This window comes from Candidatus Thiodiazotropha sp. AKAK3 (assembly GCF_058244645.1).
The window spans coordinates 156,805-183,622 of sequence record NZ_JBSYOQ010000062.1 but is presented as its reverse complement, the minus strand read 5'-3'; the positions used below and the strand labels follow the sequence as shown (position 1 = coordinate 183,622).

General features: G+C 50.1%; 23 protein-coding genes. 8 read left to right on the top strand and 15 right to left on the bottom strand.

The genetic code is table 11. The features are described 5' to 3' along the window. Positions 1-277: 277 nt before the first annotated feature. The 3 genes from AC4IE7_RS16350 to AC4IE7_RS16340 are packed head-to-tail and all read right to left on the bottom strand — an operon-like array spanning position 278 to position 3,041. Complete coding sequence (locus AC4IE7_RS16350; protein ID WP_490777930.1) at positions 278-961, bottom strand: hypothetical protein; 684 nt, start codon at positions 959-961, stop codon at positions 278-280. 23 nt (positions 962-984) lie between these two features. Continuing rightward, on the bottom strand, positions 985-1,794 hold the full coding sequence (locus tag AC4IE7_RS16345) for a ferritin-like domain-containing protein (RefSeq protein ID WP_490777929.1): 810 nt from the start codon (positions 1,792-1,794) through the stop codon (positions 985-987). After that, positions 1,791-3,041 carry a glycerate kinase type-2 family protein gene (locus tag AC4IE7_RS16340; RefSeq protein ID WP_490777928.1) on the bottom strand — a complete coding sequence of 417 codons (1,251 nt, stop codon included), beginning with the start codon at positions 3,039-3,041 and terminating at the stop codon, positions 1,791-1,793. The genes AC4IE7_RS16345 and AC4IE7_RS16340 overlap by 4 nt, the downstream gene beginning before the upstream one ends. Before the next feature lie 225 nt (positions 3,042-3,266). Between AC4IE7_RS16340 and AC4IE7_RS16335 the strand changes: the two genes are divergently transcribed. The 4 genes from AC4IE7_RS16335 (at position 3,267) to AC4IE7_RS16320 (ending at position 6,370) form a co-directional block, all read left to right on the top strand. Further along, on the top strand, positions 3,267-4,196 hold the full coding sequence (locus tag AC4IE7_RS16335) for a hypothetical protein (protein WP_490777927.1): 930 nt from the start codon (positions 3,267-3,269) through the stop codon (positions 4,194-4,196). Between the two features lie 5 nt (positions 4,197-4,201). Continuing rightward, a complete protein-coding gene (locus tag AC4IE7_RS16330) occupies positions 4,202-5,203 on the top strand; it encodes a hypothetical protein (RefSeq protein ID WP_490777926.1) in 1,002 nt (333 codons plus the stop codon). 96 nt (positions 5,204-5,299) lie between these two features. Further along, positions 5,300-5,836 (top strand): Slp family lipoprotein, encoded by a 537-nt coding sequence (locus tag AC4IE7_RS16325; protein ID WP_490777925.1) that lies wholly within the window; start codon positions 5,300-5,302, stop codon positions 5,834-5,836. A 9-nt stretch (positions 5,837-5,845) separates the two neighbouring features. After that, positions 5,846-6,370, top strand: a complete 525-nt coding sequence (locus tag AC4IE7_RS16320; protein WP_490777924.1) for a Slp family lipoprotein — start codon at positions 5,846-5,848, stop codon at positions 6,368-6,370. Between the two features lie 71 nt (positions 6,371-6,441). On the opposite strand, the gene tsaB is transcribed toward AC4IE7_RS16320, so the two are convergent. The 3 genes from tsaB to AC4IE7_RS16305 all read right to left on the bottom strand — a co-directional run bounded on the left by tsaB (position 6,442) and on the right by AC4IE7_RS16305 (position 11,300). Further along, complete coding sequence (gene tsaB / locus AC4IE7_RS16315; protein ID WP_490777923.1) at positions 6,442-7,122, bottom strand: tRNA (adenosine(37)-N6)-threonylcarbamoyltransferase complex dimerization subunit type 1 TsaB; 681 nt, start codon at positions 7,120-7,122, stop codon at positions 6,442-6,444. A 107-nt stretch (positions 7,123-7,229) separates the two neighbouring features. Next, positions 7,230-10,385 carry an efflux RND transporter permease subunit gene (locus tag AC4IE7_RS16310; RefSeq protein ID WP_490777922.1) on the bottom strand — a complete coding sequence of 1,052 codons (3,156 nt, stop codon included), beginning with the start codon at positions 10,383-10,385 and terminating at the stop codon, positions 7,230-7,232. Between the two features lie 3 nt (positions 10,386-10,388). Next, positions 10,389-11,300, bottom strand: coding sequence for an efflux RND transporter periplasmic adaptor subunit (locus AC4IE7_RS16305; RefSeq protein ID WP_490777921.1), 912 nt, complete (start codon positions 11,298-11,300; stop codon positions 10,389-10,391). A gap of 819 nt (positions 11,301-12,119) precedes the next feature. On the opposite strand from AC4IE7_RS16305, the gene AC4IE7_RS16300 reads away from it, so the two are divergent. Next, a complete protein-coding gene (locus AC4IE7_RS16300) occupies positions 12,120-12,518 on the top strand; it encodes a hypothetical protein (protein ID WP_490777920.1) in 399 nt (132 codons plus the stop codon). 793 nt (positions 12,519-13,311) lie between these two features. Here AC4IE7_RS16300 and AC4IE7_RS16295 read toward each other — a convergent pair. From AC4IE7_RS16295 to AC4IE7_RS16265, 7 genes are all read right to left on the bottom strand, one after another. Beyond that, positions 13,312-14,106, bottom strand: a complete 795-nt coding sequence (locus AC4IE7_RS16295; RefSeq protein WP_490777919.1) for an esterase/lipase family protein — start codon at positions 14,104-14,106, stop codon at positions 13,312-13,314. 13 nt (positions 14,107-14,119) lie between these two features. Next, on the bottom strand, positions 14,120-15,097 hold the full coding sequence (gene soeC, locus AC4IE7_RS16290) for a sulfite dehydrogenase subunit SoeC (protein WP_490777918.1): 978 nt from the start codon (positions 15,095-15,097) through the stop codon (positions 14,120-14,122). 126 nt (positions 15,098-15,223) lie between these two features. After that, positions 15,224-15,949: a 4Fe-4S dicluster domain-containing protein gene (locus AC4IE7_RS16285; RefSeq protein ID WP_490777917.1), complete on the bottom strand. Its 726-nt coding sequence runs from the start codon at positions 15,947-15,949 to the stop codon at positions 15,224-15,226. A 25-nt stretch (positions 15,950-15,974) separates the two neighbouring features. Further along, complete coding sequence (gene soeA, locus AC4IE7_RS16280) at positions 15,975-18,884, bottom strand: sulfite dehydrogenase subunit SoeA (protein WP_490777916.1); 2,910 nt, start codon at positions 18,882-18,884, stop codon at positions 15,975-15,977. A 265-nt stretch (positions 18,885-19,149) separates the two neighbouring features. Beyond that, complete coding sequence (locus AC4IE7_RS16275) at positions 19,150-19,575, bottom strand: hypothetical protein (RefSeq protein WP_490777915.1); 426 nt, start codon at positions 19,573-19,575, stop codon at positions 19,150-19,152. A 28-nt stretch (positions 19,576-19,603) separates the two neighbouring features. Further along, positions 19,604-21,505 (bottom strand): ATP-binding cassette domain-containing protein, encoded by a 1,902-nt coding sequence (locus AC4IE7_RS16270; RefSeq protein ID WP_490777914.1) that lies wholly within the window; start codon positions 21,503-21,505, stop codon positions 19,604-19,606. A 208-nt stretch (positions 21,506-21,713) separates the two neighbouring features. Next, positions 21,714-22,709, bottom strand: coding sequence for a response regulator (locus tag AC4IE7_RS16265; protein WP_490777913.1), 996 nt, complete (start codon positions 22,707-22,709; stop codon positions 21,714-21,716). A gap of 576 nt (positions 22,710-23,285) precedes the next feature. On the opposite strand from AC4IE7_RS16265, the gene AC4IE7_RS16260 reads away from it, so the two are divergent. The 3 genes from AC4IE7_RS16260 to AC4IE7_RS16250 all read left to right on the top strand — a co-directional run bounded on the left by AC4IE7_RS16260 (position 23,286) and on the right by AC4IE7_RS16250 (position 24,932). Further along, the gene (locus AC4IE7_RS16260) at positions 23,286-23,993 is read left to right on the top strand and encodes a Crp/Fnr family transcriptional regulator (RefSeq protein ID WP_490777912.1); all 708 of its coding nucleotides are present in this window, start codon (positions 23,286-23,288) and stop codon (positions 23,991-23,993) included. A 93-nt stretch (positions 23,994-24,086) separates the two neighbouring features. Then, entirely contained in the window at positions 24,087-24,533 is a 447-nt protein-coding gene (locus tag AC4IE7_RS16255; RefSeq protein ID WP_490777911.1) for a DUF6858 family protein, read from the top strand. A 21-nt stretch (positions 24,534-24,554) separates the two neighbouring features. Continuing rightward, positions 24,555-24,932, top strand: a complete 378-nt coding sequence (locus tag AC4IE7_RS16250) for a NifB/NifX family molybdenum-iron cluster-binding protein (protein ID WP_490777910.1) — start codon at positions 24,555-24,557, stop codon at positions 24,930-24,932. 4 nt (positions 24,933-24,936) lie between these two features. Here AC4IE7_RS16250 and AC4IE7_RS16245 read toward each other — a convergent pair whose 3' ends face one another. Further along, the gene (locus AC4IE7_RS16245) at positions 24,937-25,437 is read right to left on the bottom strand and encodes a GlcG/HbpS family heme-binding protein (RefSeq protein ID WP_490777909.1); all 501 of its coding nucleotides are present in this window, start codon (positions 25,435-25,437) and stop codon (positions 24,937-24,939) included. An 86-nt stretch (positions 25,438-25,523) separates the two neighbouring features. Continuing rightward, on the bottom strand, positions 25,524-26,735 hold the full coding sequence (ispG, locus tag AC4IE7_RS16240) for a flavodoxin-dependent (E)-4-hydroxy-3-methylbut-2-enyl-diphosphate synthase (protein WP_490777908.1): 1,212 nt from the start codon (positions 26,733-26,735) through the stop codon (positions 25,524-25,526). Between the last annotated feature and the right edge of the window lie 83 nt (positions 26,736-26,818).

Below are 26,818 nucleotides of genomic sequence, written 5' to 3'. Positions count from 1 at the left end.
TGGTAGCTCTCGACTCCGCTCCATTCCAATCCTTGCCCCTAGTGGGTTGCTGACCCAAACGTTTAACGTTTCTTTTTGTTCTCAGCTGGTGGGGCAAGGCCCCACCCTACATGAGGGGTGGTTGGTAGGGTGGGGCCATGCCCCACCAAAGCTCGCTAATAATTTATCTCCGGGCTCGGAGTCGGACCCAGAACGGATAGACTTGCTAGAGAAATTCACTTGTGATTTTTCGAAATGAATCGCGATATGGTAGCTCTCGACTCCGACCCCTTCCGACCTAGTGCATAGGTAGACGTTCGAAATCATCCGGCAGACTAAACTGCTCTGCTGACACAGCTGTCGCCGGAGAAAAGTCGATTAAAATCTGCTGATTGTTGTTGATATCCCAGAGTCGCAGGGGCAAGCCTTTATCCCACAAAGTGGTCGGCGCATAGACCTGCATTGCATCGGCACACTCATCCCTAAACGCCATTGGTGTCGCAGCAAGAGTGATTTTGTGTTGCTCTGCCAGCAACTGGAGATACTCTTTTTGTGCGCTAAGACTCTTCTCCATGACACCGGAAACCGTCAACGCCTCCTGACAGGGCTGGTCATTCACCAGCATTCGCCAGTGCTTGGGTTTCTGACCCGCCACCATTGGCGCATCTCCCACATCAAGGGCCTGGGTTGTGACCTTCGGTGGGGCGACCAAGGGTCTACCTTTTTCAGCTTTGGGTTTGATCACTAGAGTGGTGCGTTCCTCATAATCGACGCTGTAGATCACCCTTTGACGGCGGTCGTAGAGAATATAGCCATCTATGTTTTCGCCCTGATCGATGCGCATCATCAAGGGAGTAACAAAGATCCTGCTGAGATAGGGCTCCTGGCCAGCCTCTTTGATCTGATACTGCAACAGCTCTGCCTGCTGTTCCCCTGCTGTGAGTGGCGAAGAGAGATGAAGAGAGAGAAGAATCCAGATCATTTTTGATATATACCTGCAGATACTCATTTGCATAGTGCCTCCAATCTCTGCAGCTCAGACTGACTGAATCCGGCATCCAGTCTGGCCTGGTGATGTAGTGGGCAACGGATCTCTCCATTAAGAAAGTTTTCCAGCAGATCAAAATAGGCCTCTTCCGCATTCAGCCCCCTCTGCTCGCAGAGGTAGTTGAACCAGCGACTTCCAAACTGCACGTGTCCCACCTCCTCCCTAAGAATGACTTCCAATGCATCGACTGTCTGCTGGTCATTGATCTCACTGAAGCGGGCCATTATCCCAGGAGTGACGTCGAGCCCGCGGGCCTCCAGCATGCGGGGTACCAGGGCCATTCTCACCAGTGGATCGTGAGCTGTTCGTACGGCCATCTCCCATAGTCCGTTGTGTCCAGGGAAATCACCATAATCGGCGCCACCAGCCTGGAGACGCAACCTCAGCCGTTGAAAATGGTCCACCTCTTCCACCGCCACCTGAATCCAGTCGCTATAGAACTCCGGCGGTAGATCGGGAAAGCGCTGAACCGCGTCCCAAGCCAGATTTATGGCATTGAATTCAATATGGGCGATGGCATGAATCAGTGCCAGGCGTCCCTCATCGCTACCCAGGCCACGCCTCGGTAACTGGCTGGGATGTACCAACTCCGGACGTTGCGGATGACCAGCCTGAGTAATTGCATCAGCATCTGTCCAAGCGGAAAGCGTCAGCTCACTCTCGGCCCAGGCTTTGGCGATCTCTTCAGTCATTGCCATTTTCTCATCCACCGACTCGCACAGCAGACAGGCCCGTGCAGCCAGATAGAGTGATCGCTCTTGATTCATCCTTTTAACCCAATCACTAAATCCATAACATTGGTACCGGTAGGGCCAGTGGTAATGAGATCACCACTGGCAGCAAGCAGTTGACCGGAATCCGCCGCTGCCAGGCTCTTCCCGACATCGAATCCCTCCTCTTGAGCACGATAAATGGTCTGCCCATCCACCAGTGCCCCGGCATCTTGCGTAGGTCCATCGGTTCCATCGGTTCCTATGGAGAGCAGCAGACATGCTGTGGAGTCCGCCAAAACCTCAGCCCCGGCCAGTGCCAAATGTTGATTGCGCCCTCCTCTACCTGGGTTCTCAGGTAGGTTCACTGTCGTCTCACCCCCCCAGATCGTCACGCCAGGAGGGTTTTCGACTATCTGTCTGGCCAACTTCCGCCCGGTACTGGCCGCATCCCCTTCCAAAAACTCTGTTTCCACATTAACTTCGTACCCTAAAATCTTTGCCTGTTCTGCAGCGGCTGCTTTCGCTGCATCCAGATTGGCCACAATGTGCAATTGAGGCGGCTCAAGCAGCGGTTCCTGCAGTGCCCGCTGTTGTGCACCTGAAGCCAGTTTTTCCTGCAGCCAGTCCGGCAATGCGAGGGTGGAGATCCTTTGTTGAAGATCCGCATCCGGGCTGAGTAGCCCTGAGCCTATGGCCGAAGGGATATCACCAGGCACATCGGAAACTGCCAGCAGATAGGTTTCCCGACCATTCAACCAGTTCAATAGCCCTCCCCCCTTGATACGGGAAAGTCCCTTGCGTACCCAGTTCATGGAGACGATATCCAGACCACTGCCCAGCAGCCACTGATTGACGCGCACCAAAAAAGGCAGATCTACACCATCTATCGGCGCTTCCACCAGACTTGAAGCCCCACCGGATATGAGTATCAGCAGGGGTAACTCGCTCTCATCAGACAACAGCTTCAACAGACGCTCTCCAGCCTTCAGGCTGGCACTATCAGGTACAGGATGAGCCGATTCTATCGACTCCCAGCCACTTAGACGGCATAGTTCATGATCCAGATGGTCATATTTGGAAATCACCAGGCCTTGACGAATCCTGCCACCCAGAGCGTCATGAGCACCGAATGCCATCGACTGGGCTGCCTTGCCTATGGCGATCATTCTGACCTCGGTCTGAATCGGATTTTTCTGCAACCAGGCAGCGACTGCAGCCCTGCCTTCCACCCTGGTCAGAGCACGTTGATAGATCTGCAGCAAAGCTTGCCTGGCATCAGTGGTTTTATCGTTATGCAGCATCTGAACAACCTTCTTGAATAGTGCTTAGAGCAACAGATGCTCTTTTGATTTAACCTGGAATCCGCATCCTGGCAACAGAACAGAGTGGTCAACTGCGGAAACTGTGTTTAAGGGCACAAGCAATTAATCGATGTGCCCTTAAGAATGTATCAGGATTTATTCCATGAAACACGGCTACTGAGTTACACTGTGTAATCTATTTCATATCTTGGTGGGAGCAGAGCTTTGGGAAGCATACAGCTGCGTCGAAATTTCAGTCGCAACATTCTGATCCGGATGATTCTCCTGTCCGCAATAATCGCGGCACTCATGGTGTGGAAATTTGAGTTCATCAATGATGTCTATTTCCGTGATCAACTCACCAGTACCGGATTGATCATCAATGGCGCTATTGTCGGTCTGTTTTCAATCGGCATCTTACGCATGATTGCAATTTTTCTGCACTACGCTTCAGAAGAGAATGCACTGATCCGGTTTCTGGGCAATCTGCGGGAGGGTGAAGCCGATCCTCTGAAACGCATCCACAAGCGGGCGATTATCTCTAACCGCTACCGCACCATGCAGGGGCTGCACAAGGCTAATTGCCCAATTAACCATGGCTCCCTGGCATCGACTCTGGTAGCTAGTGAGAGTACCCGTAACAGCTTACCCAAATTCATCAACAACATTCTCATTCTAACCGGTGTTTTTGGCACCATCGTATCCCTCTCCATCGCCCTTATAGGCGCATCTGACCTACTCGCCACATCAATCAATGTCGGCGGTATGGGGATGGTGGTACACGGCATGTCCACCGCACTCTCCACCACCATCACTGCAATCATCTGCTTCATGTTCTTTGGCTATTTCCATCTCAAGCTCAGTGATGTTCAGACCAATCTGATCAGTGCTGTTGAGCAGATCACTGTGAATGAGTTGATTCCCAGATTTCAGGTTCAGACCGACAGCGCCCTTTACGAATTCACCGGCCTGGTACGCTCACTTCAGGAGCTGGTCAACCAGATGAGCAAGTCTCAGGAGACCTTCGAGAATATCGAACAGCGGATGCTCGACTCCCTGGACAGTGTTGAGGAGAAAAACGAAGCCATTCACAACGATCTGTCTGAGATCAAACATGTTCTGAAAATCGGCTTCCGCCTGCACGAGGATGATTGATCGAGATGGACGATAGCTTCATCGATCTGCGTCTCAATAACCAGAGCGCACAGGGCGAAGACAGTTTCTGGCCCTCTTTTACAGACATCATGACTGTAATCGTGATGATTTTCATGCTTGCCATGGTGATACTGCTGCTGCGTAACATGGAGCTGCTGAGTCAATTACGAGCCACCATGGAATCCGAACAGCAGGCAATGGAGCTGGTGCGTTCCACCGATGAGGAGAATGAGACCCTCGAAGAGCGGTTAATCGCACGGGAACATGAACTGACCATGCTGCGCATGCAACTGATGCAGCTGAGTGAACGGTCAGAGGAGCAGGAGGCAGCAATCTCAAGCCAACGCTTTCAAATCAGTCAACTGAACCGTGAGCGGGATGAACTCGACAGCCAGGTCAGCTCGCTCAGTAACGAACGCACCCTACTCAATACCCAGATCACCCGTCTCAGTCAAGAGAGCGATCGGCTGAGAAATCAGGTCAACGAGGCCAATCTCAGCATTAAAGATCTCCGCAGTGACCTCGAGCAGGCAAATACCAGAGAGAGCGCAACACGCCAGGATCTTGAGCAGTTACGGATCACCCTCTCGAGCAAAGAGAAAGAGCTGCTGCAAGCCCTCAGCCTCAATCAACAACATGATGACCAGATAACAGACTTGAAACAGGACTATTCTGAACTCAAGATCCAGTACAACAAACTGTTGCGACCAGCACGAACAGCCAAGGGTAAGACCCTGGTCGAAGTGCGATATACCAAAAAGGGAAAAACCACACGCATAGAGTATAAGGGCCCGAAGGATAGCCGCTTTAAATCCATCTCCCGAAGCAAGCTTGAACAGAACCTAGCTGCCCTAAAAGAGAGACATAATAACCTCTACGTGAAGGTCATTATTCCGAAGAACAGTGGTCTCTCCTACAGTGAAGCCTGGGGCTTCACCAACCACATGCATCAGAAATATGACTACTATTATCAGGAAGAGGCCAAAAAAGAGCGTATTGTCGAATGACCAATGATGTGAACGCTACCCTCTGAGTAAAGGAATTAACCGTCGACCCAGCAGTCAATAGTATTGGAACTAGTAAGTCTGGAAGTAATGGCAAGCATGAACAGAAATATCAGACGTATAATCTTGATCATCGCTGGAAGCCTGTTCATCGGCAGCTGTGGATCAAAAATCCCCCTTATCATTCGCACCCCTGTCGATGGTGATATCCGGGTCGATGAGGTTCAGCAGGCCCCGCAGCAGTTTGCTGAAGCCCGGGTTCGTTGGGGCGGTGAAATCATATCAGTAGAGAACCTGACAGATGAAACCCACATTGAGATTCTCTCCCAGCGCTTGGGCAAATCGGGTAAGCCCATTACCAGCAGCAAAAGCCGTGGTCGTTTCATGGCCCGCATTGATGGCTTTTTGGAACCTCAGGACTTTCCGAAAGACCGCCTGATTACCGTAGTCGGTCAAGTTGACGGGGTAGTGGAGAAACCTGTCGGCGAGTTTCCCTACACCTATCCCCTAGTGAGAGTAAACAGTTTTCACCTTTGGGCCAAACAGCAGGTCTATAACCATCCCCATTACTACTATGACCCCTTCTACGACCCTTTTTTCTACCCCTACTGGCGCAGAACCCCTTACTACTGGTAGTGGCTGATTATGTCCGCTCGTCTACTGATCCTGGGGCTGTTATTTACTCTTTGGGGCTGCAGCAGTAGTCCGGTGATTGTCACTGCGGATCGAAGCCTGCTCCCAAAAGAGGCTGCTGAAGGGGCTCCCGTTCCTGAGCATGATATTCAGTGGGGTGGGATTATTATTGCCACCAAGAACCTGAATCAGGTCAGTGAGGTGGAGATATTGGCTTACCCACTCGATGATAAGGGAAAGCCCACTACCAGCAGCGCATCAATCGGTCGATTTATTGCCAGACAGTCAGGCTATCTGGAAAGTGGTGATTATGCTTCCGGGCGACTTGTCACAGCCACTGGCCAATTCTCAGAGGTTCGATCCGGGCTGGTAGGTGAGGCCGAATACAGCTTTCCAGTCCTGATTTGTGATCAGTTGGCGCTCTGGCCAAAGGAGCGTGAAGCCCGAGCCCGGGCCAAACCGAGAATTCACTTCGGATTTGGCGCCAGCAGCGGAGGCAGCAGTTATGGTGGTATCGGAATCGGAATTGGTTTCTAGTGTGGTACGTCATACTAGTGTGGCGTAACGTATAAACTCAGCTCTCTTTTTTACCACAGCCTCGACTGAGATTATCTCTTTTTGTGTGCCACTTCATTACGAAGATAGACCGGTAGTGCCTGTTCGGCAGGTAGTGCCAAACCTTCACTAAAATCAGCAGCCGCCAGTCTGGCTACATCCATAGCACTACAGTAGATTTCCGATTTATAACCGAGCAGGGATTGTCCCAATCGTTCCCCTAGCTGAGCACCGTAGACTCCCCAACCGGATCCAGCGCCATACCACTCCTGATCCAGGGGCAGCCGCACCAGATCTGCTGTTGCAACCTGCTCTGGGAACAGTGGCTTCACCAATTCGTTTTCACCAACGCGGTAAACACCCCAATACAACTCCCCCATTCGGGCATCAAATGCAGCCAGCAGATTTGGTTCACCCTTGTCCCTGTAGGCACGTTGTGCCAATGCAGCCAGGGTAGAGACTGGAACCACCGGCAGATCTGCAGCAAAGGCAGCGCCTTGTATTACCCCTGTTGCAATACGAACCCCTGTAAATGAACCTGGGCCACGACCAAATGCCATCGCATCCAGCTGCTTGGGCGTTAATTCTGCCTCAGCCAGCAACTCATCCATCATGCCGAGAATTAACTCACTGTGTCCTCTCGGTTTAATCTCATAGCGCAGTTCCACCTCATCATCGATGAGAAGTGCGGCGGAACAGGCCTCAGTAGCGGTCTCTATGGCTAGTAGTTTCATGATGGGGGCAGAAGGTAGCACGCTGTAAACTGCCAGGCTAACACAATTTATTGGTGATACAGATCGATCGACTCGTGAAAACTCTGAATAAAACAGACAGAGTAGGCTTATCCAGTACTTCCGATATTATCCCCCCTGCGTCTCTGCATCCATTCCTGCAGGCCCTGCAGCAGATCCCACAACACGGGAATGATGAACAGCGTCAAAGCCGTAGCAGCAGCCAAGCCGGTAACAAAGGTCGATGCCATAGTGCCCCACACCAGCGAATAACTGGGGAAACCTATCGCCATTGGCAGCAAACCGAGGCTAGTGGTAAGGGTGGTCAACAATATGGGACGAAGGCGGATATGAACCCCTTCGATAATCGCTTGCCGTCGTGTCATACCACTGCGATAACGTTTATTGATAAAATCGATTAACACCAGAGCGTCATTCACCACAACACCTGCCACACCAATCACCGCGATAAAACTGTTTACTGTAAACAGGGATTGCGTAATCAGTTTTCCGAACACCACACCAATCAGCGCAAATACAATCGCAGAGAGAATGATCAACGGCTGAAGGTAAGACTGAAATTGAGTCGCCAGGATTACATACATCACCAACACAGCAATAATGAATGCATAGGCCAGTGACTGAAAGGAGCGCTGGGTATCTTCGTGCTCACCTCCAAAAGTCACGCTGGCCCCTGGATAGTCATCACGGATCGTCTCATAGTAGGTTTTAACTGCATTCACCACCGCTGGAGTTGATGTTGGCGAACCTTCACGGATATCCGCCTTGAGACTGATGGCCCTCTGTCCCTGGTAGCGCTTGATCTCACCCGATTCATTGTATGCCCTGATCCGCACAAGATCGCTGAGGTAGACAGGCCGGTCTGCATCTTCGATTACCGGGATGTAGAGTACATTCTCAGGCTCATTCAATAGACCGGGATCGATGCGCAGTTTGATGTCGACCTCTTCATCGATATGACGATATTTCCCCACATAGCGTCCATCCAGCACACTGGCCGCCAGCTGCGCTACCTGACTGTTATCGAGATCAAACTCCGCTACCCTTTGTTGATCAACCTGAAGACGAAAAACCCGCTTCGGGACACCCCTGTCATCATTTAAATCGATTAAATTAGGGCCGATATCTGACGACTGCCGCATATAATCCAAAAGCACTCTGGCCAGCGCTGATACCATCTCCACATTCGCCCCTACTACCCGTACATTGATATCCTTACCGCTGGGTGGGCCATCATTTTGGGGATGCACATGGAGTTCATAGCCATCTGTTTCATAGATCGGCTTAAGTTTTTCGCGCATACGTTGCAAGTGTTCCAGAGGGTCATCGAAGGTCTGCTGACTGACACTTGGCATGGTGACGATCACTGAACCATGGTTATTACCATAAATCGGTTCATAGTCTTCATTGAAATACATCCCGGCAAGTCCAGACGCGGCACTGGCCATACCCGGCCCATCCTCCATAACCGTCTCTGCAATCTGTTTCACCCGCTGGTTGACTTCATCGATTGAAATATTACTTGGCCCTACCACGTCGACATAGTAGATCTTGTAGTCATCCGGAAAAAACTGAATCCGCACCAGAGGTACTTTGCCACTGGCTGAAAGGCTGATTATCACAACCGAAACGACAAACAACAAAGTCACAGCGATCACCGATAGTGCCCGATATTGCATGGTCAGATTCAACAACCAGTCGGTAAAACGGCGTGCCAGCCGCATCATCAGATTGTCCCGCTGCAACAGTTTCACTGCATTTTGGGCACGTGGCCCAAAATCGAGATAGTGGATAGGCAATATCAGCAGGCATTCGATTAACGAAGCAACAATGGCGAATGTCACTGCTTTCGGAACCAGGGCAAAAAACTGCCCGGTGGATCCGGTCATGATCAGCATTGGCAGAAACGCGGCCACAGTGGTCATGGTGGCGGAGATCACAGGTAGCGCGACTTCGGTTGTACCACTGATAATCGCATCCCTTAGCGGCTTACCTTCCTGTACATGCCGGTAGATATTCTCAGTCACCACAATAGCGTCATCCACCACTATGCCGGTGACCAGAACGAAGGAGAACAGGGTGATCTCATTCAGGCTGTTACCGGTCAGATACATAATCAACATCGTGATCATGAATGAGAAAGGAATCCCTATGGTGACCAGCCCTGCATTCCGAATCCCCATGAAATACCAGATGATCAGCGAGACCAGGAAGATACCCACCAACATATTCATTCCCAGGGTGCTTAAGCCATCCTTGATATAGATGGTCGAGTCCTGGGTCAGGACCAATTCGACACCCTGGGCCTTGAGTATGGGGCGAAACTCCTCGACGATTGCAAATACCTCATCCCGAATAGACATGGCATTGCCCTGATCAGACTTGATGACCTTCAAACCTAAAGAGGGTTGACCATTTACAGAAGCGATCACGATTGGATCCCGGGAATCCATTCCCATTCGGGTCACCAGGTCTGCAACATAGAGAAAGCTTCCGTCAGCATCTCGGCGAACAACCGTGGATTGAACTTGCTCCAGGCTGTAGAAGCGTTCATCCATCTTGACCAGAAACTCACCGCTCTGGTTGGTGTATTTTCCAGAGGGAATAGTTTGGTTGGCCCTAGTCAATGCCTGGGCAACCATGTCAAAGCTGATACCGAACTCACGCAATTTATGGGCATCGAGATAGAGATGAAACTCTTGTGTCTGCCTGCCGGAAAACTCTACCTGCTGCACGTCAGGAATCTTCAGAATCCGTGTCTTCAGCTCCTCACCCATCAAGGAGAGTGCTCGATTACTCTGATCACCCAACAGGTTGACTGAAATCACCGGCAACCAATCCTGCACCTTTGCATTCAGTAGCTGTGGCGGATCGACACCATCCGGCAGTTCACTGATGATATTCAAGACTTCGAAGCGAACCTCATTGAAGAGGCTGTCGTAATCAGAATCATCAATAAATTTGAGTCGGACGTTGGAACGTCCGCTAAAGGATGTGGAATTGATCCACTCTACGTCATCAACTTTTTCCAGTGCATCTTCTATCTTACGGGTGACCAGACTCTCCACTTCTACAGGAGAGGCACCGGGATAGACGGTGGAGATAATCACTTCACCGAAACCAAAGTTGGGATATCGCTCTGCTGGCAGTGCGAACAGGGAGATAAATCCCACCACAATCAACACCACAAACATCAGGTTGTAAAAAACCCGCTGTTTCAGTGAGAATGCGACAAGATCACGCATGGGTTACTCGCTACTCACCTGAAACTTGTCCCCAGGCTCTATTTCAGGCGAGGTAACGCGTACCCACCCCTCATCCGGACCATTTGAGCGACCAAGATAGACGACAGAAATTTCGCTGCCATCCGGTCGCTTAAGCCAATATTGTTCGTAGCGCTGCTGTAGTGCACGCTCGGGCACCAAAACAGCCCCGGAACGGGTTGGAATATTTAGTGCGAGTTCAACACGTAATCCGCCCCGGTATGAGGGCAACCCTTTAGAGATTTCCAGTTCGAAATGGATCTTGCGTGACTGTTTGTCAAAAGCGGGGGATACTCGGATCAATCTTGCGGGTATCTCAATCTTCAAATCTGGCAGAACTACTTTGAGACCTGTTTTCTGTTGCGCCAATAGCGCCTGATACTCCGTCATGCTGGCAGCAAATGGCGCTACAAGTCGACTGTAGTCACCGACCTCAACTACCGCTTCACCAGCGTTAATCCATTGACCAGGTTCAACGAATCGGTTTATCACCCGCCAGCCAGTTGGTGCAATGATGCAAAGTCTTTGTTTGCGTTCCAATAAAATGTCTGCTGCGATTGAGAGGGAGTTGAGTTGGGTTTCACTCCTATCCAAATTTCGCTGAGCGCTATCCAGCTGACTTTCAGAAGAGCTGTTTTTCTTTACCAATTTACTATAGCGGACAACTTCCTTGCGATAATAGGCCCTATCGACATTTAGAGCTTCCTGCTCAGCGCGATTGGCCCTCAGATCAAGATCCAGATAGGTATCATCCAAGCAGGCAAAAGCCCTCCCCTTGCTTATAGTGTCACCGACATCCCCGTTTACCGTGACCACACGCCCAGCCTGTTCAGCGGAGAGAACCAATCTGGAATGCGCACGGGTGAAGCCTGACTGGATTCCCCTCTGTACTGCCATCTTGGCCATCACCACATTCTCAACTGCGTAGAGACTAGAGATTGGAAGCGACCCACATAGAATTATTAACAGAAAACTAAATCTCATGGCAGCTCTATTCCCATCACTACAAGTAAGCGAATCACCTTAAAATCATAACTCATTACTGCCCATTGGTAATGAATTGGCTGTCATCTGAACCACCTGTCAACTTAAAGCACCAGTTATTATTACCATAGTAGATTTGTGGATATAGACACATACATGACATATTTCGCTGGTTACAATGGTTTACAAATCATGGCGTTGTTTGACTATACTTATGCAGTGGTTTTCAGCTAACTTTATGTACAATATAATGAAAGTGGTACGCAAGGCATGATATGGAAACGAAACAGTATCAAATAAATTCATAAGTACTTTCAGACGCTTTCGATTAATTCTGCACCCCTTGGGTAACGGAAATAAACGTTCAGATATTGTGAAAGGATCTGCCATTAAGCTACTTTTGTATAGCTTTTCTAACCAGAGCTGAAACTATTCAGAGGTCAGATAGCGATTAACCAATGGATCTTCAGGTAAAGCAGACCCAATTTACCAAAACTTTCATGACATTTTTTATTGGGTCGACTAATCAATACCAGCCTTACTTCGAATCACCTGGAGACAGTTGATTCAACCCATTTGAGTAAGGCGCTTTAAATCGAATTTTTTAGTGATTGCAATGTAGCAACGCCGATGTGTGCTTATACAATCACCATAGAGATACAGCTACCAAGGGATCGGGTATTATTTTCACTGGATGAAGCCTGTATTTTTAAATAAAGCTTGGAGGCTGACATGTGGATTTTCTATAAGCATCTACCCAGAAATGTGACTCTGAAAGAGGTGCAAAAGGTTACTATCAAGGGCGCTCGTAATGGTTGGTCGCCTTTCGGACTATTAAAAAAGCCAAATATTAAACGTTCAAAAATCATCAGAATAAAGGATCTTCAACAAGACACCTTTGAGTATCATGCGATTGTTCAAGTAAACCCAACTTCAATCACCGATACCATTATCGAGAATCTTGACGGCAAGACAGTGAATGGCCTCTATCTAAGACCCCATCGCTATCATCGTAGATTTACCAATAGGGATAGACGGACAATGCGTGACGGCCTTCATCAGGAAGATGAACGACGCAAATCTGACAGACGCAGAAACAACCTGATTACCAGGGTCGTGGAGATCGACTGAGGCCAAGGATGATTGCTGTTCAATTTATCTTCACATTATTCTGAAACCTACCTGCTTGGCAGACTAAGGCAATCCTCAGCGAATGCGCCTAAATCTTGATATGGTCATGTCTGGGTGTTGCAGGTGGCTATTCAATCAAATCATAAATATCATTTAGTCAAACACGCCTGCTGGGGCTGACTGTTTGAGTGCAGCGAGCCTCAGGCCTGCTGGTTTTTCCTAGCGGCGTGGCATAGGGGCACCCCCGTTTCTACGCTCTGCATGTGAATGCATAGGTAACTTGATGACAATAAAGACCGGGAACAAGCTCAAATGCCATAACGTTTGAATGGATAACATCTGACATGGCATTTGAAATGGTGCGGCAGGGCCGGCACCCTACGCTCCATTCTGGCTTTTGGTGGGGCATGGCCCCACCCTACCCTGAACAGTGCGCCTCTTATTCATTCCCTCGCTAGAGCGTGGGTGCGAGGAGATATAAGTCGCCAGGTTATTGGAAATGCGATCTGTAGGGTGCTGGCCCTGCCGCACCATTCTGCCCGTTCTGGCTTTTGGTGGGGCATGGCCCCACCCTGCCCTGAACAGTGCGCCTCTTATTCATTCCTCGCTAGAGCGTAGGAACTAGGAGATACAAGTCGCCAGGTTATTGGAAATGCGATCTGTAGGGTGCTGGCCCTGCCGCACCATTCTGCCCATTCTGGCTTATGGTGGGGCATGGCCCCACCCTACCTATCTTGAGAAAATGTAGGTGCGGCCTGGCCGTACCATCCAATTAGCACACTAGAAAAACAACTCAAAGAGTTTCCAGGATTTCCGCAAGCAGTTTACCGTCCAATGGATGTAAGGTATGGCTGAGTGGCGATTGCCGGACCTGAACCCTGCCTTTCAGCGCTGAGACACTATTCATGTCTTGGCTAAACGCCGGCACCAACTCGTCTCCCATACCAACTGGGCCAGAACGCACCACTGAAAGATAGTGAATCTCAGGATGAGGTTGGCGATTTAGCCAAAACAATAGGTTTCCAGGACGCTCAGGGGTTAAATCCAGTAATACGCCCCATGAGTCACGCACCACGTCATAGAGATCTCCGACAAGCAAGGATTTCACTGTACTGACCGGAAACAGATCGTCAGTCTTATCCAGTGCCTCAACGGATCTTAGGGTTCCCAAATGGGGCGATGCAATGGTAATCAATGCCTTTGTTTTCGGTATTCCACCCATCACCAGTGCTGCTCTTGCAACAACACCACCTGCTGAGTGACCTATCAGTATCAATTGCTCATGAGGGTGACGTTGAGCTATGGCATTCAGCATATCCCTCAGAACCCTTGCCTGGATCATAATGGGCTCGATAGAGGGAAGCTCAACCGTGTAAAACTTATTTTTCGCTGATGCCGATGAGAGTGGAAGCAAGCCTCGGGCTGTGAGTACACCTGCCTGTTGCCAGCCTGCCTGATGAAGTCTATTGCTGATACCGCTATGCTCCCAGGAAGCGGCGCTTCCAAGATAGCCATGCACCATAACCGCCACATCGGCCCTTGCCGATAAGGTAACCAGACTCAAGAATAAAACAGCAAACCATTTCATATTCAAACCCTCCTTACGCCATGCTTTGGTAATAGAGATTCTGCGGGTGTTTAGCCTCGGTAAAAAAGTGGTATCGCTCCAGAATAAGTCCCAGATATTGAATTAAAAAAGCGGCAATCGGTAGTCGTGATGATTCCAATACATAAGCAAGAAGAATCAATAGCACTGGCAGAATGAACACCATCAACAGAAAGCCGTAGCGAATCATCTGCAAAAAGGCCTCACTTTTACCATGGAAGAACTCACGGGTATTGAATGACCCTCCCATAAAACCCTGGGCCTTCTGGTGAAGATGCGCGTGGTGCACCCCAATTGCTGACTGAAGGCTGACCTTGCAGCGGAATTCACTGTTACGATAGAGCGTCGCACCGCGGCTTATCGCTCCAAGCAAAGTTGCCACAACTGCCCAGGTGCCATAAAAAACCACCAAGTTCGATCCCTGATAGGCTGACACGGCAGCGGCCAGCATAAAGCCAGAGGCTATACCTAGGAAAAGAAAGTTGGCTACCGTCAAAGGAGAGTGCCAGGCCTTGATAAAGCGAAGGCTGGCATAAATCATGGCGGTACAGAGAAACAGTAAAAAAGTCGCCACGGTACCAATGGCACCGATAATCAAAGTGATATCCACCGGTAAGGTTTGCGATATAACAAAAAGGGGTTGAGTCCATTCCAGATAGTGAAATAGACCATACATTGCCGTTAAGGCCATTGTGACAGGCAGTATAATCACTTCACGGGATAGCCAGGAGGTTCGCCATTGAGTCGCTGCTCGCCAGGCCCTTTCTGGACGACCTAAATGAAACACCGATGCGATCAGTCCGGCAATCAGCAACAACAGGGATAAGATACTGCCCTGGGCATAGAACTCATCACTCTGCACCGGCAGCAAATTGGCCAGCGAGTAGAGTTGGCCTGTAAACAAGGCTAAAAACAGCCCCTGTCCGACACCAATCAAGGTGGTCAGGAATATTACAGAAAAGGCTGGATGCATGATTAATTCTCCGAAACTCAAATATCATGAAGGTTTTCGCTTGCAGCGTGCCTAACCATTACGCTTTCAGCCATCGCAATCGATACACCATTCATGAACATAAATTCATTGTCCATCTGGACGCTCTTACCAAGCCACATCATCAAGAGTCTCACCACCTTCAGGCAGGCTGGGCAGTTGCTCTTTCTTCAGCGGATTGTCAGCTCGTACCAACTCATCCTCATGAATCTGGATACGAGTCTTGCGTCGAGGCAGATAGTGATTTGCCGGTTTGGTACCCCATTCAGGCTGCAAGGCATAGCCACCCTGCTCACGGATCGCTACAGAGACTACCGAATCGGAATCATGCACATCGCCAAACAATCTGGCACTGGTTGGACAGGCCAAAACACAGGCGGGCTTACGTTCTGATTCCGGTATTGTCTTATCGCTAATGCGATCGATACAGAGGGTGCACTTTTTCATCACCCGCTGTTTTTCATCAATCTCGCGGGCGCCGTATGGACAGGCCCAGGAGCAATATTTACAACCGATACATTTGTCATAGTCCACCAGCACCACACCATTATCCTCACGTTTATATGAGGCACCTGTCGGACAGACCGGAACGCAGGGTGGATCTTCACAATGCAGGCAAGACTTGGGAAAGTGATAGGTCTCAGTATGGGGGAATACACCGGCCTCATAGGTCTGTACCCTATTGAAGAAGGTGCCGTTTGGATCTTCGTCATAGGGCCGTTTATCAGTCATGGAACCAGCCCAACCGGAGGTATTCCACTCTTTGCAGCTGGTCACACAAGCGTGACAGCCGACGCAGACGTTGAGATCAATGACGAGTGCTAGTTGTGTCATTTTATTAAACCAATAGTTAGATCATTCATTTGATGTTGTGCTTGCGCCGAAACATGCCGGCAAAGTAGGCCTGCCATTTACCTCGGCGAGGATCCTGACCTGGCACTCTCTTTTGCACTTTAAACTGGGGCGAGGTCACCTTGGGTTCATCCTTGCCGGCCGGATAGATCTTTACCCGCACATCAAACCAGGCCGCCTGCCCGGTTACGGGGTCAGAATTCGACATGAACTCTCCCGCTTCACAAGGTGGCAACTCTTCAGAAATCAGATGATTGAGCAGAAACCCCTTCTGTGACTCATTCGCTTTGTCACTCAACCCCCAGGCACCGGCTGCTTTACCGATCGCATTCCAGGTCCAGACCGTACTCGGCTCTACCGCCTCAGAGAATCGCGCCATACAGCGCACTTTGTTGGTTGGCGATTCCACCCAGATCCAATCACCGTCTCCAAAACCACTCGCTTCCGCCAGCTTGGGATTGACGAATAGATAGTTGTGGGTGTGGATCTGACGCAACCAGGCATTCTGGGAATCCCAGGAGTGGTACATCGCCATCGGGCGCTGGGTCAGGGCACTGATCTGATACTGTCTGTTATCGATCAGCTTGTGCTCCAGCGGTGCAGTGTAAAACGGCAGTGGATCGAAATTTCTGTCAATCCGTTTGCGCAACCGCTCAGGTGGCTGCTTACCCGGTAATTTCCCCTGGGCTGCCAGACGAAAGCGCTGCAACACTTCGGAGTAGAGATGTATCGTTATCGGCTCCACATAACGGGTCATGCCGTGGGCTCTTGCCCACTCCAGGTAGCCCTGGTTCCAGTTGCGCATGTATTGATACGATTTTGGCAACTCGTATTGGTAGAAACAGCCATTTTTCTGGTACATCTCCCATTGGCGGGGATTGGGTTCACCTTTAAGAAACTTCTCACCACCTTTACCCCGCCAACCGGCCAGAAAGCCGATCCCGGAACCAGGAGAGCTTTCATAGTTGGTGATAAAATCCGGGTAGTCCCTGAATTTCCGACTGCCATCCTGTTTCACAAAAGCCGGTAAACCAAGTCGACTGCCCAGTTCAATCAATACCTCTTGGAATGGTTTGCACTCCCCTTTCGGCGGCACCACAGGGATACGCACAGAGTCCACAGGCCCCTCAAATTCAGAGATTGGCCTGTCGAGCATCGACATCGCATCGTGACGCTCCAAATAGGTGGTATCGGGCAGCACCAGATCGGCAAAGGCAACCGTCTCTGACTGGAAAGCGTCAGCAACAATAATGAACGGAATTTTGTACTCACCATGCTCATCCTTGTCTTTCAGCATATCCCGAACATTTTCGGTATTCATGGAGGAGTTCCAGGCCATATTCGCCATGAACAGCAACAAAGTGTCGATCGGATAGGGGTCACCCCGCCAGGCGTTGGTGATGACATTGTGCATCAGTCCATGCACCGATAAGGGATACTCCCAAGAGAAAGCCTTGTCGATTCTTACCGCCTCTCCCTGTTCATCTACAAACAGATCGTCTGGTTTGGATGGCCAACCCAGAGGCATGCCATCCAAAGGTGTATTCGGTTGCACACCCTCCGGTGAGTTGGGTGGCTTGGGACAAGGGGGAATGGGCCTTGGAAATGGGGCTTTATGACGAAAACCACCTGGCCTGTCGATGGTGCCCAGAATGGTCATCAGGATACCCAGTGCACGGATCGCCTGAAAGCCGTTGGAGTGAGCAGCCAGCCCGCGCATGGCATGAAAAGAGACCGGATTACCGGTAACACTGGCATGGTCGTTACCCCAGCTGTCTGTCCATTGAATCGGCAGTTCAATTTTCTGGTCACGAGCTACAACACCCATTTCATGGGCCAGACGCTTGATTGTCTCAGCAGGAATTCCGGTGATGTCTTCGGCCCACTCTGCGGTGTACTCTTCCACACGCTCTTTCAGCAACTGAAAAGCCGGCTTTACTGAGGTGCCATCCTCAAGGGTGAAATTCCCCAACAGTCGGGGGTCGGTACCGGGTGTATGGGTTGAAATTTCCCGATCCAGCTCCCGATCCCACCAGAGTTTATTCTCTGGATCGAAGCAGCCCTCTTCCACATGGGTCTCAAAGCGACGGAACAGGCCGTAATCGTCACACTCCTGGTCATCAACAACAAGTTCGGCAGAGTTAGTATATTTGATCAGAAACTCTCGATCGTAGAGTCCCTGCAGGATCAATTCACGGATGACCGCCAGTATCAGAGCGCCATCGGTACCCGGCTTGATGGGCACCCACTCATCGGCAATGGCTGAATAACCGGTGCGGATCGGATTGATGGAGATAAAACGTCCACCCCGCCGTTTAAAATCGGCCAGGGCAATCTTCATTGGATTGGAGTGGTGATCCTCTGCTGTACCGATCATGATGAACAGCTTGGAGCGCTCCAGATCGGGCCCACCGAACTCCCAGAATGAACCACCGATGGTATAGATCAGGCCAGCGGCCATATTGACTGAGCAAAAGCCGCCATGAGCTGCGTAGTTTGGCGTACCGAACTGCTTCGCAAATAGTCCGGTCAGGGCCTGCATCTGATCCCGGCCGGTAAACAGCGCAAATTTCTTGGGATCCTCCCCCCGTATTTTTCCCAGACGCTCTTCAATCAGGTCGAAGGCCCGCTCCCATGAGATCTCTTCAAATTCTGAGTCTCCCCGCTCGGCGCCCTGCTTACGCAGTAGTGGCTTGGTCAGCCGCGCAGGTGAGTACTGTTTCATGATACCGGAGGAGCCCTTGGCGCAGATCACCCCTTTGTTTAGAGGATGGCTGGGATTACCCTCGATATGGCGTACTTCCCCATCCCTTAGGGTGACCCTTATTCCACAACGGCAGGCACACATATAACAGGTGGTCTCTTTGGTCTCGACACGACCCAGATCGCTGTCAGATTGTTTTGTAGGATCCTGCATGGTGAAAAGCCTTGGTTTGAATTCAGTGTGGGTAAGAATATCCTTATATTAGCTTTTTATGATTTACCATGCCAGCAATTGCCATCACAATCCTTTGGGGGAGGACATACTTCCTTTAATGGCGTTTAATAAGATTCCTTCGCTAGAAGCGGATAACCCGACAAAATGTAGGTTATATTTTTGGTTTGGTTTTTTGCCGTATTCTGTAGATTGATCATATTCCCTATTCAACAGATCCGGCTGAGGGTTACCTAAATTACCACGCCTAGTAACGATACCTTTCCACAACCTCGTAGCCGTACTCCTGCTTCCAGCCCCAGGAGTAGTTGCGCAGATCATATAGCGCTGCCCGCTCCGCCTCTGCTGAGGAGCGTGAACTGAAGCCACATCCATAACTGGTACGCGGTTTTCCACGTAGGGTGGTGTATACCGTTTTTACGATCACCATATAGGCATGGGGCAGATCGGTACTTGCCTGGGCGTGAACATCCTGACCTTTTGTTCGATAGCCTTGATCAAGAAGACGCTGTTTCGCTTTCAGCAGCGCTGTTTCCGCACTATCTGAGAAGGAGGCCTCCCACTCAATGGCGAGGGAGTCACCCTGGCGTTTGGCAACCACACAACTGCCACCAGCCCAGACTGATGCCGGAATCAACAATCCCAGAATAATAAGCAGAACCAGACCCCTCATGAGTGAGGGTGTCGGGCGTGAACGTCGATCACAGCGCCTCCTTGAGCGATTCAAGATATTCCCAGCGTGCATAGGCCTGCTCCAGGTTTTGTTCCACCTCTGTCATCTGCAGCTGTAGCTCACCAATCTGTTCTGCCCCGGATGTCTGATAGAGATCGGGATTACTCAATTGGGCTTGGAACCCACTCAGGGATTGCTCCAGCTGTTCAATCGTTTGAGGCAACTGATCCAACTCGCGCTGATCTTTATAACTCAGCTTTGCTCTCTTGTTTTTCGGCTTTTCTTTCTGAGACTTGACCTTTTCCTGGTTGATTTTCTGCGCATCTTGCCGAAGCTCACGGCTTTTTTGCTCCCAGTCACTGTAGCCACCAACAGATTCTGAGAGCCTGCCCCCCTCCTCAAACACAAGACAGCTGGTCACAGAATGGTCGAGAAACTCCCGATCATGGCTCACCAGCAGCAGCGTCCCCTGGTAGCTCACAAGCAGCTCCTCAAGCAACTCCAGGGTTTCAATATCGAGGTCATTGGTAGGTTCATCAAGAACCAGAACATTGGCAGGCCTGGTAAACAGTTTAGCCAACAGCAGTCGGTTACGCTCACCACCAGATAAGGCATGTACCGGGGCTCTCGCCCGCTCAGGGGTAAACAAAAAGTCCTGTAGATAAGAGATGATGTGCTTGCTTTTGCCATCCACCTCAACCTTGTCGCTACCACCCCCCACATTTTCCTGCACAGACAATGCTTCATTCAGCTGGCTGCGTAGCTGATCAAAATAGGCAACTTGTAGTTGGGTCCCCAACTTGATCTTTCCCTTGTCAGGCTGCAACTTCCCAAGCAGCAGATTTATCAAGGTCGTTTTGCCCGATCCGTTAGGACCGATAATACCAACCCGATCACCTCGCATGATGGTGGTTGAGAAACCTTTGATCACGGGAGCCCCATCCCATGCAAAGTCGATATCCTCCACCTCGACCACCAGTTTCCCAGACCGCTCCGCTGACTGCAGCTGCATCTTCACTTGTCCGGTTGTATTGCGTCGTTTGCTGCGCTCATCTCGCATCGATTTGAGCATTCTGACCCGCCCCTCGTTACGGGTTCTTCTCGCCTTGATGCCCTGTCGAATCCAAACCTCTTCCTGGGCCAGTTTTTTATCGAATCTATCATTGGCTTGGGCTTCAGCATTCAGCATCTCCTCTTTTCGACGCAGAAAATTGCCATAGTCTCCAGGCCAATCAGTCATCTGCCCCCGGTCAAGTTCGAGAATCCTGGTCGCCAGCCGGCGTAAAAATGCCCGATCATGGGTAACAAACAGAACTGCACCTGGAAAACCAAGCAATAGATTTTCCATCCAGTCGATCGCCTCAATGTCGAGATGGTTGGTTGGTTCGTCCAGTAACAGCAGATCGGGTTCGGTAACCAATGCCTGAGCCAACAGCACCCGGCGCTTCAAACCTCCTGAGAGTTCACTGAATTGGGCATCTGCATCCAGTCCTGTGCGGGAAATAACAGTTTCCACCCGTTGCTCCAGCTGCCAACCACCTGAGGACTCAAGATCATGCTGCGCCTCTGCAAGTGATTCCAACAGCGCCTGATCTCCCTCCTCGGCCAGACGATGACTAATACGGTGGTAGTTCTTGAGTTTTTCTGCCAGCCCTCCCATGCCGTCAGCAACCAGGTCATAGACAGATCCGGAAACATCCTCGGGTACCTCCTGAATCAGACGGGCGATATCCACACCGTTACTGACTACACGCTCACCATCATCTGCGATCTGAGACCCCATGATCACCTTCATCAAGGTCGACTTACCCATACCGTTACGCCCCAACAGCGCGATGCGTTCTCCTTTTTCAATACTCAGGTTGACCCCATCCAGTAGTGGCGCATCGCCAAAGCTCAAGTGGAGGTTGCGCAGGGTTATTAACGGCATTGGTATTCCTGTATTTAAAGGCCCTTGTCGATGCAAAAGAGAAGCTTTTGATCACAGAGTAATAGCCTGATGAGGTGTGATTATCTCACAGCACTCCAGACTCGTCTCTTACCCTGGAAACAGGAGAACCGCGACAACGCTTAGGAGGGGTGGTTACCAGGTAATGGAGGAGGACTACGAAAATCCTGAAAGCGGATGTATCTGCAGCTTATAACTGCTCAGACTCCCAAGCCATCAATAGACGACTGACGTGGTGAGGCGCCTCTTCATTAAGCAAAATATTTTCCTGGCTCTGTATACCATCGATGAGTTTATGAATGCTGGTTATCAATGGTTGCAATCGCTCTCGCTCACCCTGCTTATCAACTAACCGCTGCACACCTGAGATCCGCTGATTAACCACCTCAACCAACAAATTCAGATTCTCCTTCCAACGCTGATAGCAGGTCTTGTTGTGCACGGGCATATTGCGCACTAAAACTGAGACAAATTTTGTATTGATTAAAGTGCGATGACCAAAATCGATGATTCGGCCTTTGTCATACATACTTTCCATCATCTCCTGATCCAATACCCCCACTTCACCGGCATGGGAAAAATAGTGGCCGCTGGAGGTCATACGTATGATCACCCGTAAACCAAATCGCTCAAAAGTGGTCAGCATCTGTTCCCCAAGAGAGCGGATATCGTCACACTCAAGACTGACAGAGATAAACTTCGCCAGCTCCCCAAGTTCAGCACTGAACGCCAAAGACTCTTCCATCTCCTCCTGAACCAGAGACGAGCGTTGCTTCGCATTCTGCAGATCATGATGATTGTTGAAAGCAATTCGAATCTTCAGTAACAGCTCATCTACATCATAGGGCTTGGAGACATAGTCATCAGCGCCGGCCTTATAACCAGCCAGACGCTCGCTTAATCTGGAGAGCGCAGATACAAAGATCACAGGGATCGGTGAGGTAGCTGGATTGGCCTTAATGATTCGACAGACCGTCAAGCCATCCATCAACGGCATATCGACATCAAGCAGTATCAGATCAGGTGGATCCTGCTCAAGCTGATCGAGACACATCTGCCCATTTGAGGCCAATGAGACCCGATAAGTGATTTTCAATATCTGTGCAAGGCTTGTCAGGTTTGACTGTTGATCATCTACAACCAGTATATGGTGAAGTTTAGAAGTCGGTTCCTGGTGACTCATCATCCACATCTCCGGGGCAAATACAAAACACCGTTATTTGAGGCCATACTCCAGAAAGCAATTGCTATCCCCCTTACTGGACGCCAAAATAAAGCCTGGTTAGTACATCTAAATTCTATCCCTTTTTGATGATTCCGAAAGCCCCACATCAAAGATGGATTATTGTCAGTTTAGTGATTTTTATGCGCATAACCATACACCTCAGCCCGCACAGGTTCCACCGTCACTGGAAAAAATTCACTGCCTATCAATGCACGATCTGGTATGGTTGACAATGTAGCTATGTTTTTACCTGGGTAGTTCCGGTTTTCTGATTGGAAAAAGTCTATGCAAATGGAGGCTTTATTATAATCGGCATTGATTTTGTCTCCTCTGAGCTAAACCAAACCGGTTTCGCTGCATGTTGAAACTGACAGTCAGCAGTCAGGATGGATGAAAAATCAAACGCTTCAGAGCTATCTTAGGTAACTAAAAACGGGCACAATCGACTACTTCCAGAGATCACTATTTCTCGCTGATACGGAATATATTCTCAGGTGCCCCTAAAAGCCGTAAATTTTATGTGGTTAAAAAATAATTATGGTTAAAATCGTTACCTTTAAGGACGCCAGGGATGGAGTTGCAGACTGTCTGAAGTGCTCGTTACGCGAATCGGTTCTGTTTGCGGATCTCAAAGAAGAGGATTTCGAGAAGCTCCACGACCCGATAGATCAGTACACACTCCCAGCCGGATCAACGCTCTATCATGCTGGTGACAAAGGCGACCGCATGTACACAGTGCGCAGCGGCATTCTCAAATTGGTGCAGTATCTGCCTGATGGGAGTCAGCGCATCGTTCGCCTTATCCGCACCACAGATATTACCGGCCTCGAATGCATCGTTGGAGAGGCCTACCAACACGATGCGGTGGTTTTGCAGGAAACAGAGGTCTGCTCTCTGCCTGTCCGGGTAGTGGATAACCTCAGCCAAGAGAACCCAGCACTCCATAGAGAGCTGCTCAACCGTTGGCAGAAAGCACTCAATGAAGCCGATGCCTGGCTCACTGAACTCTCTACCGGTTCTGCAAAACAGCGTGTTGCGCGATTGTTACTGAGGTTGGTGAAAGACACCCAAGAGAGTCAGTGCAGCCTGTTTGCCCGTGAAGACATGGGGGCCATGCTGGGTATTACCACTGAGACGGCGAGCCGAACCATTGCCGAGTTCAAGCGCCAGAGTCTACTGATTGAAACCACTCCCAACCAGTTCTTACTGGACACACCAAATCTTCAAAGAATTGCAGAGGATTGATCATTTTCAATGCCTTAGCTGGCCTGTAAGCATTACATTCCCCGGATAATCAATTGTTCAACCATCACCACCGATGGACAATGGAGATGCCACTTGCAACAGGTCGTCGAGGAAATTGGGCTTCCGGTATTTTCACTCCAGATCGATACAGCGGATTGTCGCTTCAAATCGGTTGAAGAGATCGTCGCCTATTTAGAGTCAGAAATCGCTGGTCACAAATCGGCCCGGTTCATTGCCACTTTCAATCACTTGAAACACACGTCAGAACTGCCCGAGGGGCAATTGGCGGAAGGCATAATCGCTGCCTACAATGTTCTTTTCTGCTTTGGATTTACCCTCCAGGCGCCAGAGCAATTGGCCTGCCGTCCAAGATCCATTGGCATCTGTCAGATGGAAGATCAGATCACCGTCTCATTTATCGAGGCACCTATGCCTGTAGCCAATGCAGTGATGGAAAAATGGGCAAATTCACTGATGATAGAGCATCCTGCATCTACTTCCAGTCCGATGAGACCCGAAGCTAAAAAGATCCTCTCCTGAGCAAACAAGAGATGTAATTGAATGATGAAAATTGCCGTAACCAGTCAGAACTTTCGCACCATCACTGCTCATGCAGGTAAATGTCGCCGTTTTCTTATTCTAAGTCGGAATGGCGACGGTGAATTAGTTGAAGTGGATCGGCTGGACCTACCCAAAGATATGTCGATGCATGAGTTCAAAGGCCGGCAACATCCGCTGTTCGAATCTGATGTGTTACTGACAGCCAGTGCTGGGCAAGGTTTTATCAGACGCCTGGATCAGGAAAAGACCCAGGTCATCTGTACCAGTGAAACCGATCCCTATGCCGCAGCCAGTGCCTTGCTGGATGGCAGACCACTGCCAGCAGCAGAACAACACACGCACCATCAGCCAAGCACACCCATCATGCCGGGACTTTGAAGAATCAGAACTCCATTTCCAGATCATCTATTACCTGATCGATACCGGCTTGTGCGCAAGCCTCATCCGTTTCACCTGAAGGTGCGCCACTCACCCCTACTCCACCAAGCAGTTGTCCACCCGCTTGAACCGGCAGGCCTCCAGCAGACATCACCAAGCCATCTATCCGCCCGATGGGGCTGTCGGCTCTATCTTTCAGTGCTGAGGTGGCAGCATTGAAGTTGACCGCAGTAAAGGCCTTTTGACGACTGATAGGCAGTGTAATTTGAGCCGCAATCGTGTCACGCATGGTAACTTGTACAATCCCATTCCGGTCGACCACGGTCACACCTATCTGGATACCCTGCTTACGACAGGCCTCAACTGCACCTAATGCGATCTGATTGGCTTTTTCCATCGTCAGACGTTTCAGATTAACCGTAGGTGACGCCTCGTCATCAGCATGTACTACAGGGACTGCCAGAAACAGCAGCATACTTGCCAGTGCTATTTTAGATTTTTTCATTATCCTCTCCTCAGTGGCTCTTTCTTGGCCATATATTATTGTTTAGTCGGACTAAATCTAACAGTTAACTGTTACTATTCATCTCATTATTGATAGTGATTCTGCACATATTCATCCACCAGCTGAATGAACTGCTGTGCAATATTCTCGCCTTTCAGGGTGACGCTTTTCTCCCCATCCACATAGACAGGTGCTGAAGGGGACTCACCTGTTCCTGGCAGGCTGATACCAATGTTAGCCTGTTTGCTCTCACCAGGGCCATTGACAACACACCCCATGACAGCAACCGTTAGAGAGGCCACTTCTGGGTATTTTTCACGCCACACAGGCATGCTTTCACGAAGATGGGTCTGTACCTCTTTTGCAAGATGCTGGAAAAAGGTGCTGGTTGTCCGCCCACATCCTGGACAAGCCACTACCATCGGCGTAAATGCACTGATCCCCATGGATTGAAGCAGCTCTTGGGCTACAATCACTTCCTGGGTTCTTGCTCCACCCGGTTCCGGCGTCAAAGAGATTCGGATCGTATCGCCAATACCTTCTTGCAACAACACCGCCAGGGCAGCACTGGAGGCAACTATCCCCTTTGAACCCATCCCCGCTTCAGTAAGACCGAGATGAAGCGCATAATCGCAACGCTTTGCCAGCTCCCGATAGACAGCAATCAGATCCTGTACGCCACTCATCTTACAGGAGAGGATGATTTGCTCAGGTGAGAGACCTAGTGCCACCGCACGTTCCGCACTTTCGAGAGCAGAGGTCACCATGATCTCCCGGGTCATCTGGTCGGCTGGAAGAGGATTCTCAGAATTTGCATTCTGATCCATCATTCGGGCGACGAGTCCCTTATCAAGACTGCCCCAATTAACACCAATTCGTACCGGCTTCCCGTAGCGGCAAGCCAGTTCGATCATAAGAGCGAACTGATTATCACGCTTCTCACCACTTCCCACATTACCCGGATTGATACGATATTTTGCCAAGGCCTGGGCGCAGTCAGGATAGTCACTTAACAGACGATGGCCGTTGAAGTGAAAATCTCCGACCAGAGGAACATCAAGACCCATCTGTTGCAGGCGATTTTGGATTTCGGGTACTGCCTCTGCAGCAGCCTCATTATTGACTGTGATTCGCACCAGCTTTGAGCCTGCACGGGCCAGCGCAGCCACCTGCTCAGTAGTCGCGTCGATATCAGCTGTATCGGTGTTGGTCATAGACTGTACAACCACAGGTGCGTCACTCCCAATGTGTACTCCGCCAACCAGAACACTTCGGGTTTGATGTCTTTGAATTGCCACGCTTGTCAATGCCTCTGTTTACCTACTTGGTTTGGCACGATTTTGCCTGACTGGAGATGCCTCGCCAACACCCTTGTGAAAGC

Coding starts and splice junctions, on each gene's coding strand:
- AC4IE7_RS16345 (WP_490777929.1), bottom strand. CDS start 1,794: ATGAATCAAGAGCGATCACTCTATCTGGCTGCACGGGCCTGTCTGCTG.
- AC4IE7_RS16265 (WP_490777913.1), bottom strand. CDS start 22,709: ATGATGAGTCACCAGGAACCGACTTCTAAACTTCACCATATACTGGTT.
- AC4IE7_RS16285 (WP_490777917.1), bottom strand. CDS start 15,949: ATGACACAACTAGCACTCGTCATTGATCTCAACGTCTGCGTCGGCTGT.
- AC4IE7_RS16250 (WP_490777910.1), top strand. CDS start 24,555: ATGATGAAAATTGCCGTAACCAGTCAGAACTTTCGCACCATCACTGCT.
- AC4IE7_RS16330 (WP_490777926.1), top strand. CDS start 4,202: ATGGACGATAGCTTCATCGATCTGCGTCTCAATAACCAGAGCGCACAG.
- AC4IE7_RS16305 (WP_490777921.1), bottom strand. CDS start 11,300: ATGGCAGTACAGAGGGGAATCCAGTCAGGCTTCACCCGTGCGCATTCC.
- AC4IE7_RS16340 (WP_490777928.1), bottom strand. CDS start 3,041: ATGCTGCATAACGATAAAACCACTGATGCCAGGCAAGCTTTGCTGCAG.
- AC4IE7_RS16260 (WP_490777912.1), top strand. CDS start 23,286: ATGGTTAAAATCGTTACCTTTAAGGACGCCAGGGATGGAGTTGCAGAC.
- soeA (WP_490777916.1), bottom strand. CDS start 18,884: ATGCAGGATCCTACAAAACAATCTGACAGCGATCTGGGTCGTGTCGAG.
- AC4IE7_RS16245 (WP_490777909.1), bottom strand. CDS start 25,437: ATGAAAAAATCTAAAATAGCACTGGCAAGTATGCTGCTGTTTCTGGCA.
- AC4IE7_RS16325 (WP_490777925.1), top strand. CDS start 5,300: ATGAACAGAAATATCAGACGTATAATCTTGATCATCGCTGGAAGCCTG.
- AC4IE7_RS16300 (WP_490777920.1), top strand. CDS start 12,120: ATGTGGATTTTCTATAAGCATCTACCCAGAAATGTGACTCTGAAAGAG.
- AC4IE7_RS16295 (WP_490777919.1), bottom strand. CDS start 14,106: ATGAAATGGTTTGCTGTTTTATTCTTGAGTCTGGTTACCTTATCGGCA.
- soeC (WP_490777918.1), bottom strand. CDS start 15,097: ATGCATCCAGCCTTTTCTGTAATATTCCTGACCACCTTGATTGGTGTC.
- AC4IE7_RS16350 (WP_490777930.1), bottom strand. CDS start 961: ATGATCTGGATTCTTCTCTCTCTTCATCTCTCTTCGCCACTCACAGCA.
- AC4IE7_RS16310 (WP_490777922.1), bottom strand. CDS start 10,385: ATGCGTGATCTTGTCGCATTCTCACTGAAACAGCGGGTTTTTTACAAC.
- tsaB (WP_490777923.1), bottom strand. CDS start 7,122: ATGAAACTACTAGCCATAGAGACCGCTACTGAGGCCTGTTCCGCCGCA.
- AC4IE7_RS16275 (WP_490777915.1), bottom strand. CDS start 19,575: ATGAGGGGTCTGGTTCTGCTTATTATTCTGGGATTGTTGATTCCGGCA.
- AC4IE7_RS16270 (WP_490777914.1), bottom strand. CDS start 21,505: ATGCCGTTAATAACCCTGCGCAACCTCCACTTGAGCTTTGGCGATGCG.
- AC4IE7_RS16320 (WP_490777924.1), top strand. CDS start 5,846: ATGTCCGCTCGTCTACTGATCCTGGGGCTGTTATTTACTCTTTGGGGC.